The sequence below is a fragment of the Lysinibacillus halotolerans genome (genome assembly GCF_003711845.1).
GTDB classification, from domain to species: Bacteria; Bacillota; Bacilli; order Bacillales_A; family Planococcaceae; genus Ureibacillus; species Ureibacillus halotolerans.
In genome coordinates this window covers 77543-88325 of the sequence record NZ_RHLQ01000007.1, presented here as the reverse complement: position 1 = coordinate 88325, position 10783 = coordinate 77543, and the positions used below count along the sequence as shown (strand labels likewise).

8 protein-coding genes are annotated in these 10783 nt (G+C 36.8%); 1 reads left to right on the top strand and 7 read right to left on the bottom strand.

Features of this window, described 5'->3' with window-relative positions; genetic code table 11:
• Positions 1 to 220: 220 nt before the first annotated feature.
• The 5 genes from EC501_RS04755 to zapA all read right to left on the bottom strand — a co-directional run bounded on the left by EC501_RS04755 (position 221) and on the right by zapA (position 5806).
• Positions 221 to 634 carry a DUF350 domain-containing protein gene (locus EC501_RS04755; protein WP_122971155.1) on the bottom strand — a complete coding sequence of 138 codons (414 nt, stop codon included), beginning with the start codon at positions 632 to 634 and terminating at the stop codon, positions 221 to 223.
• A gap of 75 nt (positions 635 to 709) precedes the next feature.
• The gene (locus tag EC501_RS04750; protein ID WP_122971154.1) at positions 710 to 3076 is read right to left on the bottom strand and encodes an endonuclease MutS2; all 2367 of its coding nucleotides are present in this window, start codon (positions 3074 to 3076) and stop codon (positions 710 to 712) included.
• Between the two features lie 38 nt (positions 3077 to 3114).
• Entirely contained in the window at positions 3115 to 4824 is a 1710-nt protein-coding gene (gene polX / locus EC501_RS04745; protein ID WP_122971153.1) for a DNA polymerase/3'-5' exonuclease PolX, read from the bottom strand.
• 176 nt (positions 4825 to 5000) lie between these two features.
• Positions 5001 to 5540: a CvpA family protein gene (locus tag EC501_RS04740; protein ID WP_122971152.1), complete on the bottom strand. Its 540-nt coding sequence runs from the start codon at positions 5538 to 5540 to the stop codon at positions 5001 to 5003.
• A gap of 5 nt (positions 5541 to 5545) precedes the next feature.
• Positions 5546 to 5806: a cell division protein ZapA gene (zapA, locus tag EC501_RS04735; RefSeq protein ID WP_122971157.1), complete on the bottom strand. Its 261-nt coding sequence runs from the start codon at positions 5804 to 5806 to the stop codon at positions 5546 to 5548.
• A 542-nt stretch (positions 5807 to 6348) separates the two neighbouring features.
• On the opposite strand from zapA, the gene rnhC reads away from it, so the two are divergent.
• Entirely contained in the window at positions 6349 to 7284 is a 936-nt protein-coding gene (gene rnhC, locus EC501_RS04730) for a ribonuclease HIII (protein WP_122971151.1), read from the top strand.
• A gap of 403 nt (positions 7285 to 7687) precedes the next feature.
• Here the strand turns inward: rnhC and EC501_RS04725 are convergent, their stop codons facing one another.
• Both EC501_RS04725 and pheT read right to left on the bottom strand, forming a co-directional pair.
• A complete protein-coding gene (locus tag EC501_RS04725) occupies positions 7688 to 8227 on the bottom strand; it encodes a hydrolase (RefSeq protein ID WP_122971150.1) in 540 nt (179 codons plus the stop codon).
• A 148-nt stretch (positions 8228 to 8375) separates the two neighbouring features.
• Positions 8376 to 10781: a phenylalanine--tRNA ligase subunit beta gene (gene pheT, locus EC501_RS04720; protein WP_122971149.1), complete on the bottom strand. Its 2406-nt coding sequence runs from the start codon at positions 10779 to 10781 to the stop codon at positions 8376 to 8378.
• Positions 10782 to 10783 lie beyond the last annotated feature (2 nt).

The following is a 10783-nucleotide window of genomic DNA, read 5'->3' as shown; positions in this document are numbered from 1 at the left end:
TTAATTTTATCAGAAGTGGTCCTTATTTTTTATTTAAAATAATCAAAGCCGGTGAAATTTTACTTATCGTAAAATTTCACCGGCTTTTCATTTCAGAGGTGGGTTTTGTCCCAGCCTCTTTCCCCATTGCTATATAGTGAATAAATAATAAATACCTACAATGACAAATAATATACAGACTACGATTAATATTTTTGCTAATTTTTCCATTGATTCGCTCCTACCAAATACTTGCCCCAATAACATAGGAAAGCCCTAACGAAATTGTAAATGAAATAAAACCTACAGAACGATTATCACGGGCAATTTCATCATCTACTTTAAAACTAGGTGTTAAAAATTCAAACAAAATATACGCAAAAATTAAAAGAACAAATCCGAACAATCCCCATCCAACCATTTCGAATAAAGTCGAATGTCGTTCGATGGAATATCTAAAAATATTACATACACCTAATATTTTGCCACCCGTAGCTAATGCAACTGCAATGTTGCCCTTTTTGATTTCTTCCCAATTTTTATACTTAGTAATAATTTCGAATAACACCATGGAAACGATTAAACAAAGGCCAACAACACTGAAGTATCCTGCCGTCTCTACTAAAGGGTGTTGCCAAAAATCTGAACCAAACAAATCGAGTCACCCCTTCTTCTTCTTCTGCACAAATACATACAATGAGATATGCTCACTGCATGTATTTGCCCTATATTATTTTAATTCTACAACGGTTACACCGAATCCACCTTCACCTGCTTCACCATAACGGAACGATTTGACCCGCTTATGACCCTTTAAGTAATTTTGGATTCCTTGTCTTAATGCACCTGTACCTTTCCCATGAATAATCGATACGCGTGGATAGTTTGCTAAAAGGGCATCGTCAATATATTTCTCCGTTTTCAATATTGCTTCTTCATAACGTTCACCGCGCAAATCTAATTCCAACTTCACATGGCTATTGCGATTTTTTACATTCGTCATAACAACCGTTTGTTTTTCTTTCTCAGGTTTTACATATTGTAAATCCGATTCATCTAATTTCATCTTCAAAATACCAATTTGAACGACCCATTCATGGTCCGATACTTTTTCAATGATTGTTCCTTTTTGACCATAGCTTAAAACTTTCACTTCGTCGCCGACTTTTAAATTTTGAGCCCGTTCACGAATTTGTGCTTGCTTTTTCAATACTGGATTTTCTTGCGGAGCGGCATTTTCAAGTTTCTTTTTCGCTTCAATCAGCTCGTGTTCCTTTACAACTTTACTTGCATTCGCTCGCATTTCACGGAGTTCAGCGATAATTTTTTCGGATTCTTTCTTCGCTTCATCCACAATTTTCCGTGCCTTTTCTTTTGCTTTCTTTTCTAAATTCTCTTTTTTCTCATCATACGTTCGTAAGCGTTCTTGCAGTTCTTCCCTTAATCTTTGAGCCTCTTCTAATAAAGCATGGGCTTCTTCTGCTTCCCGTTCTGATTGACGTCTGCTTTGTTCTAATGAAGCAATCATTGATTCCACTTCGTGGCGATCAGAACCGGTAAAGGATTTTGCTTGTTGAATAATCGATTCTTTTAAGCCAAGACGTTTAGAAATTTCAAAGGCATTGGAACGACCTGGTACGCCAATAAGTAATCGATAAGTAGGACTTAATGTTTCCACATCAAATTCCACACTCGCATTGACGACCCCTTTTCGATTATAACCATAAGCTTTTAACTCTGGATAATGGGTTGTCGCCATTACGCGGGCACCGGAACCAACTACTTCGTCTAATATGGAAATCGCAAGCGCAGCCCCTTCTTGTGGATCCGTTCCTGCTCCTAATTCATCGAATAATACAAGGGAACGGGAATCAAACTTCGCTAAAATATCCACTATATTTACCATGTGGGATGAAAAAGTCGACAACGATTGTTCAATAGACTGTTCATCACCAATATCAGCGAACAATTGATCAAATACGGCAAGTTCTGAACCATCTAAGGCAGGAACAGGTAAACCAGCCTGCGCCATTAACGTACAAAGACCAACCGTTTTCAATGTAACCGTTTTACCACCTGTGTTCGGCCCAGTAATAACAATCGCTGTAATATCTCGACCAAATTCAATTGTATTTGGCACAGCATCGTCAATTGAAATAAGCGGGTGTCTTGCCCGTACTAAGCGAATATACCCCTCTTTGTTCATCGTCGGTTTCGTACATTTATTCGCTTGACCGTATTTACCTTTTGCTAATATGACATCGATATCCCCTAAAATTTGAACAAGGACAAATAAATCATGGCTTACTTCTTGTACTTTAGCAGACAGTTCCAATAAAATCCGTTCAATTTCAGCCTTTTCCTTTACTTTTAATCGTTGAATTTCATTGTTTGCCTGTACAACCGATTCCGGTTCAATAAATAACGTCTGCCCAGAGGAAGATTGGTCATGGACAATCCCACCATAATGTCCGCGATACTCCTGTTTAACAGGGATAACGAAACGGTCATTCCGAATTGTGACAATAGCATCTGACAGCATTTTCGCAGCATTGGAGCCCCGCGTTAAACTTTCTAATTTTTGTCTTACCCTTGACTCTTCTGCCCTTAAAGATTGGCGAATGGAACGAAGGGTCGTACTAGCAGAATCTAACACGGCACCATTATCATCGATACAATCATTAATTTCATGTTGAAGTGCCGTTAAAATCGGCATTTGTTCTTTTCTTTCAACAAAATGTGGAATGGTAATCGTTTCTTCTTGTTCAATATCTTCTATGAAGTTTCGTAGTATACGACTTGCACGAATCGTACTAGCGATTTCCATTAATTCCATTGGACTTAACATACCGCCAATTTGCGCCCGCTTTGCATGGGGACGAACATCAAATATACCGCCCATTGGAACGTTTCCTTTTACCCGCAAAATGGATAAACCTTCATCCATTTCATCTAACAGTTCCACCACTTTATCAAAATCAGTTTCGGGAATTAGTTGCTCTATAGCATTTTTTCCTACTGATGAAGTACAAAAGCTCGCCACTTGTTCACGTACTTTATCATATTCTAATGTTTTCAATGCGCGCTCTGCGATCACTCCCGAACACCTCCTGTTTTTGTAACATATCTATATACTTACTTGTTTTTCCTAATAAAAGTTTCAAATTGTTCTAAAGACCACGTATTGACAACTAACTCTTTTTTCAACCAAGCCTTTTGAGCATATTTCGCGCCAATTTCCATCACATCCAGTTGTTCAATGGCGTGGGCATCTGTATTAATGGCAATCGGTACGTTGTATTCCATCGCCATCATTAAATGCTCAATACATAAATCTAATCTATAAGGGCTTGCATTTAATTCTAAAATTTTCCCATACTCCGCTGCCCACTGAATTAATTGCGGCACATCCGGATTATACCCTTCCCGCTGACCAATAATTCGTCCTGTTGGATGGGCAATCATATGGACGTATGGATTTTGTATTGCTGTAAATAGCCGCTCCATAATTTTTTCTTGGGGCTGTGAAAAACTCGAATGGATGGATGCGATAACAAAATCCAATTCTTTTAGTACGTCATCGTCAAAATCTAATGTAGCATTTGGTAAAATGTCCATCTCTGTCCCAGCAAATAAACGAAAATCTGGGTTCGCTTCATTGAAATCATAAATTTCCAATCGTTGTTTTTTAAGTCGTTCTGGCGTCAAACCATTTGCCACTTTTAAATATTGGGAATGGTCTGTAATAACACCGTGGGTATATCCTCGCTCAATTAAAGCTTGTCCCATTTCTTTTACGGTATGGGCACCATCAGACCAAGTCGTGTGCATGTGTAAATCCGATACAATATGTTCAAGGGATACAAGTCCTTCGAGTTCATCTACTCGTTCCAACTCTTTCCCTGATTCCCGAACCATCGGAGGAATAAATGGCAAACCAAAATGGGCGAAGAAATCTTCTTCAGTATCGAAGGTCATAATTGTACCATCCGGCTGTTCTACTCCGTATTCGCTAATTTTCTTTCCTTGTTCCTTAGCTAGTTGACGCATGCGTACATTGTGATCTTTCGAGCCTGTAAAATGATGAAGGGCTGTTGCATATTCTTTCATTGTAACGAGGCGAAAATCAACATTGACAACATCTTCTGCATCTAATACGACCGATACCTTCGTATCACCAGCCGCAACAACCTCTTTAATTGTCAATTGTTTCAGTAATTGATCCTTTACTTGTTCAGGTTTCTCTGTAGCAACGATAAAATCGATATCCTTACTCATTTCACTTACTCGACGGAAGCTTCCCGCTACAGAAAACTTTTGAATTTCTGTAATAGAACGTAACACTTCATTAATTTCATTAACAATTTGTTGTAAATACCAAATCGGTAATCGTTCACTGCGCTCTCCTAATTGGTCAAGTTCCTTTAATATTTTCTCTTCTGATTTCGGTCCAAAACCAGCTAACTGACGAATTTGTTGAGCAACACATGCAGCTCTCAAACTTTCAGCGCTATCAATTCCTAGTTCACTATAAAGTTTTGCTAGTTTTTTCCCACCTAAACCTGGAAGTTTTAATAATGGGATTAACCCTTTTGGTACAACTTCTTCCAGCTCCTTCAGCTGAGTAGATTGCCCTGTTTCTATCAATTCATGAATAACGGTTGCTGTTCCCTTTCCAATTCCTTTTAAAGCCGTAATATCCTCAATTTCATTTAAACTACGCTCATCTAATTCAAGGGCATTAGCTGCCTTTCGAAAGGCAGATACTTTAAAGGGATTTTCCCCTTGTAACTCTAATAAAAGGGCAATTTTTTCTAACGTTTTAATGACCATTTTTTTATTCATTTATGTTGCCTCCTCTTTAAGAAAGAATATAGGGACATACTTTGCCGCAACTCTTTCATATGTGGATAACCGTCTAATTTCTATACTATTCCGCTGAAAAAGGAAATGCCCCAAAAGTCGCTTTGGGACATTTCCTTTAAGTCGATTGTCAAACGACAGACGAATAACAAATATACTTATTGTTTGTAAATATACCACCAATCCCGAACCATATCGGTAAAAATTGGTGTGTGCTCAAGCATAAGATTGGCAATGAATGAACCATCCATCATATTTTGAATCGGTCCCATCGGAATTAATGCTAACACATACATTAATATAAACAAAATGAAATAGAACTCGATAAAGCAAAGGATAGCCCCTAAAATACGGTTAACAGAATTTAATATTGGTAAATATGTAATAAAATCAAATACTGAACCAAGAATTTGTAAGGCAATTTTTACTGCAAAGAAAATGACCGCAAAGGCGATAATTCGATAAAATGTTTCATCTACATTTAAAGAATCTAAAACTAGTACCATGGATGAACTATCTGTCACCCCTGGATAAGGAATCCATAGTACAAATTTTTCTGCTAGCGGTTTGTAATAAATATAAGCGACAATCAGTGCAACAAAGAAGCTGGCAAGATGAATAGCTTGCACGATGAAGCCTCTTTTTAAGCCTACTAGTAGGCTAGCAGCAAATATAATCAGTAATATAATATCTAACATTCAATTCAACCCTTTAATTTTTTCACTTCTTCTTCAAGTTTTTCAACTTGTTCTTTTAATTTTAATAATTCATGAACGGTATTGACAGCTGTTAGAACGGCTATCTTAGAACTATCTAATGATGGATTATGTACATGCATTTCTCGCATTTTATCATCTACTATAGAAGCAACTAATCGCATATGTCCAGTAGATTCGGAGCCAACTATTTTATACGAATGCCCGAAAATTTCTACTGATATTCGATTTTTTTCTTGTTCAGCCAATGCAATACCCCCTAAACCGTAAGCAAAACCCAATGATTCATTTACAATCTTTTTTTCTTTGCAAAGTATGAATAAAACAACCAAACAAATTAACTGTTTGGTCAATTCTACTACGTTTGAATCTATTACGAAATTTATAATACATATCATACCATCTTTAGTTTGCATAGTACAACTACAATAAGGTTACAAAACCAATACTAGCAGGACTTTTAGCTCATTCCATTCGCAAAATTAAATTTAGAATTGGTTATTGTAAATGGTGAGATGAAATATGTCAATGAAGGCAATTTGTAATCATAGCCTCACATTATTTTTCAAACTATCTTTGCTATGTTTTCTGTACTAGATAATTGATGGATTTTTGTTAGGCTATAAATAAACTTAGAAGTATTTTTCCATTCTTATTTAAATATATATAATGTAAGCATCTTATAAAAATCAATTACCTACAGATACACAAAACAATGTACTATTTTTTCATCATGATTTATGTCATCCTTAATATTTATAGTACATGGAACAAAGAAGGGAACGAATTTATGGCAAATATTGTGCTACAACTTTCAACCGATATACAAAATCAGGTGAAAAGTTTTTATGCTTCATCAAGCGTTGAACGAAATGCACCTGGAGTTATTTTTGCTGCAAAACTACCAGATACAGCCATTACGATCTATAAATCTGGTAAAGTGATGTTTCAAGGGGTTGGGGCAAAAAGAGAGGCAAGTCGTTGGGGGGAATTAAAAACGAAAACAGCTACTTCCAAAGAAATTAAAACAAAGGGCGATACCCTTCCCGAACAGTTTTCAACAATGTCGGTCATTGGGTCAGACGAAACAGGTACCGGTGACTATTTTGGTCCGATAACGGTTGCTGCTGTTTATGTTCCGAAAGATAAAATTGAATTAATTACAGAGCTTGGTGTAAAAGATTCAAAAATGTTAAACGATCGCATTATGCGAAAAATAGCACCAGACATTATGTCAGTGTGCACCTATAGCATCTTAACATTGCGCAATGAAAAATATAATATACTTCAAGGGAAAGGCTATTCCCAAGGGAAAATAAAAGCATTGCTTCATAACCAAGCGATTAAACATGTATTGTCTAAAATGGACCCTGCAAAGCCGGATTATATTTTAATTGACCAGTTTGCAGAACGCTCCATTTACTATAACCATATAAAAAATGAAAAAGAAATTGTTCGAGAAAATGTTTTGTTTTCTACAAAGGCCGAACAACTTCATGTCGCAGTTGCTGCTGCTTCTATCTTAGCCCGCTACGCCTTTTTGAAAGAAATGGATCGGCTTGCAGAAATGGTCGGCTTCGAATTACAAAAGGGTGCTAGTGGTAAAGTCGATGAAATGGCTGCTCGCATTTGGTTAGAACAAGGTCAAGATACATTAAAGTCGATTACAAAATGGCATTTTGCTAATACAGAAAAAGCAAAAAAACTCGTGGAGAAAAAGAGATAAATTGGAAAGAGGCGCTAGGTAAAACTATGCGCTTTTTTTATTGAATAACATGTTTAAAAAACACGCCATACTTTTATTTTGCAATAAACCTTTCCACTTTTAAAAGTTGATCCATCTTTATTTTTGGCTTAACACCTTGTTACCAATCATTTTGTATATCGCCAGCCCATTCCATTATTCTTTAACATAATTATCCATTTAATAGACTGTTTATCAGCAATACATCGGATTAGGGAGGATTGTTATTCAACTAAAGTAACTGCTCAAAAATTAACTTTTATTTATAAATTCGTACACTTCTTTAAGCGAATGCCCTTCAATGTATTTTTAAGTAAATTAACAACTCGACCACAAACTAAAAAGCCATACCCCAAAATTGGAGTATGGCTACATATGAACCCTTTTATTTTACAAGTTTACTAATCGCTTTAAATTGGTCTCCTTTAGCGACTTGAAGCATTTCAAAGAGGGCCATTTCTACACTCGTTACCTTCGCACCTAGTTGCATCATTTTTTGAAGCCCAATTTCATTATTTTTAGCCGTTCTTGATGAAACGCAATCAGCTAATACTTCCACTTCATAACCATTTTGAAGTAAATGAACAGCTGTTTGATACACACAAATATGGGTTTCAATACCGGCAAGCAATACTTTTTTACGTCCCGTTTTTTCTAATTGCTCTACAAATTTTGGTGTATCGTAAGCGCTAAATGTAATTTTTTCAATTGGTTTTTGATTTTGTAGTTTTTGGGCAACTTTTTCCGTAGTCGGCCCAAGTCCTTTTGGATATTGTTCTAACCAAAGAACAGGTATATCTAAAATTTGAACACCTTCTGTCATTTTCGCAATATTATGAATCGCAAATTCACTATTATCTACGATTTCAGCTAGCTTTCCTTGTACATCAATTAATACAAGAACTGTTTCTTCTTTTTGTAACATAAACATCCCCCTTAAATTTATATCATTGCGCTATCCCCATTCATTATAATAAAAATTTGAATAGCGAAACAGCTAGAAGGTCTCCCTATTTTAAAAGTAAACAAAACAAGAAGAGCGCCCGAGTATTACGAGCAACTCTTCTCTTATATTAGCGAAGTTCAGCGCCTGCTTCTGTTAATGCTTTTAATACTTTGTTATGGGCATTTACCACTTCGTCATCTGTTAACGTACGTTCTGGATCGAAGTAAGTTAATGAGAAAGCAACTGATTTTTTGCCAGCTTCCATTTTTTCTCCTTCGTAAACGTCGAACACTTTTACTTCTTTTAATAATTTTGTACCAGCTTGACGAATGATTTCTACGATCTCGCCAGCAGGTTTTGAGCGATCTAGCTCCAATGCAATATCTCGTGTCATTGCAGGGAAACGTGGTACTGGAGCATAAACTAAATCTTCCACAGTTGCAGCTAAAATAGCTTTTAAATTTAATTCGGCCACATACGTTTCTTTCAAATCGTATTGTTTACGCTCAGTTGGATGTAAACCACCGATTAAACCGATTTTTTCTCCATCTAAGTAGATGGCAGCAGTTTGACCTGGGTGTAAACCATCCATTGTTGTTCTTGAGAAGGATAAACGATCTGTTAAGCCTAATTTTTCAAATAAGCTTTCGATAATGCCTTTTGCGACGAAGAAATCCACATTTAACTTTTCACCTTGCCATGTATGGTCAACCCATTTACCTGTTAACACAAAGGCAATATGTTCTTCTTCATATGGTAACTGCTCTTCCGTTTGACCAAGGAATACAGAACCAATTTCATATAGGGCAACGGAATCTGCTTTACGAGCCACATTATAGCTTGCCGCTTCCACCAAATGAGGAATCAGACTTTGACGTAAAGTGGAACGTTCTTCACTCATCGGCATTAATAATTTCGTCGTATCTTCTGTTTTTAAAGCAAATTTTTGGGCCAGTTCATCAGAAGTTAACGAATACGTAATCGCTTGGTATAGACCAGCACCTTCTAACACATTTCGTACAATACGGCGTTTAGCTTGGTAAGGTGTTAATCCGCCTACTTGTTCATTTCCTTCTGGTAATGTCATTGGAATTTCATCGTATCCATATAGACGGGCAATTTCTTCAATAATATCTTCTTCAATTTTAATATCTTGGCGTCGTGTCGGAACATCAATAATTAATAAACCGTTTGCCGCTTCCACATCAAATTGTAGACGATTTAAAATAGATAGCATTTCTTCTAAAGAAATTTTCATACCTAGGCGGGAGTTAATGTAGTCAGGTGATACAACTACTCGCGCGGGTGTTTTATCTAAATCATCGACTAATACTGTACCATCTAATACTTCTCCGCCTGCAATGTCAGCTAACATTTGGGCAGCTCGTTCACCAGCTAAAAGCACTCGGTTAGGATCGACGCCTTTTTCAAAACGTGCTGATGAATCAGAACGTAAGCCTAATTCCTTCGAAGTACGACGAACAGATAAGCCTTCAAAATAAGCTGCTTCAATGACAACAGTTGTTGTTTTATTCGTCACTTCAGAATTAGCACCACCCATTACGCCGGCAACAGCTACAGGTTCTACACCATTTGTAATGACAAGATTATGGGCATTTAATGTACGTTCTTGTTCATCTAAAGTGACAATCTTTTCTCCTTCGTGAGCTAAACGAACTACAATCTCTTTCGAATTTAATGAATCATAATCAAAGGCGTGTAACGGTTGACCATATTCCATTAAAATATAATTCGTAATATCGACAACATTGTTATGAGGACGAACACCAGCTGCCATTAAGTAATGTTGCAACCAAAGAGGTGATTCTGCGATTTTTACATTTTTCACTACTTTTGCTGCATATAATGGGTTTTCCTTCGCTTCAACACGTACGTTAATGTAGTCCCCTGCTTTTTCAGAAATCGTTTCATATTGAATTTCTGGTAATTTAACTTCCTTCGATAAAATAGCAGCTACTTCATAAGCAACCCCTAACATAGACAATGCATCTGAACGGTTTGGCGTTAAGCCTAATTCTAAAACAATATCCCGTAGCCCCACTAATTCCAATGCATCACTACCAGGAACAGCATCCTCTGGTAAAACGTAAATTCCATCAGCATAAGCTTTCGGAACAACGCGACCTTCCACACCTAGTTCCTGTAGGGAACAAATCATCCCGTTGGATTCTTGACCGCGCATTTTTGCCTTTTTAATTTTAATACCACCAGGAAGGCGAGCACCAGGTAATGCGACGATTACTTTTTGACCTGCTGCAACGTTTGGTGCACCACAAATAATTTGTCGTACATCCCCTTCTCCTACTTCTACTTGGCAAATATTTAATTTATCTGCGTCCGGATGTTTTTCTTTTGATACAATATAACCTACGACAATGTTTGTCATCCCTTGAGAACGATCAATCACTGCATCTACTTCAATCCCTGAACGGGTAATTTTTTCAGCCAATTCTTCAGGCGCAATTCCTTCTATATCAACATATTGTTTTAACCAATTTAATGAAACTAACATAT

Excerpts from the sequence above, each read along its gene's own strand:
- polX (WP_122971153.1), bottom strand. The coding sequence starts at position 4,824 with ATGAATAAAAAAATGGTCATTAAAACGTTAGAAAAAATTGCCCTTTTA.
- EC501_RS04740 (WP_122971152.1), bottom strand. The coding sequence starts at position 5,540 with ATGTTAGATATTATATTACTGATTATATTTGCTGCTAGCCTACTAGTA.
- rnhC (WP_122971151.1), top strand. The coding sequence starts at position 6,349 with ATGGCAAATATTGTGCTACAACTTTCAACCGATATACAAAATCAGGTG.
- EC501_RS04725 (WP_122971150.1), bottom strand. The coding sequence starts at position 8,227 with ATGTTACAAAAAGAAGAAACAGTTCTTGTATTAATTGATGTACAAGGA.
- pheT (WP_122971149.1), bottom strand. The coding sequence starts at position 10,781 with ATGTTAGTTTCATTAAATTGGTTAAAACAATATGTTGATATAGAAGGA.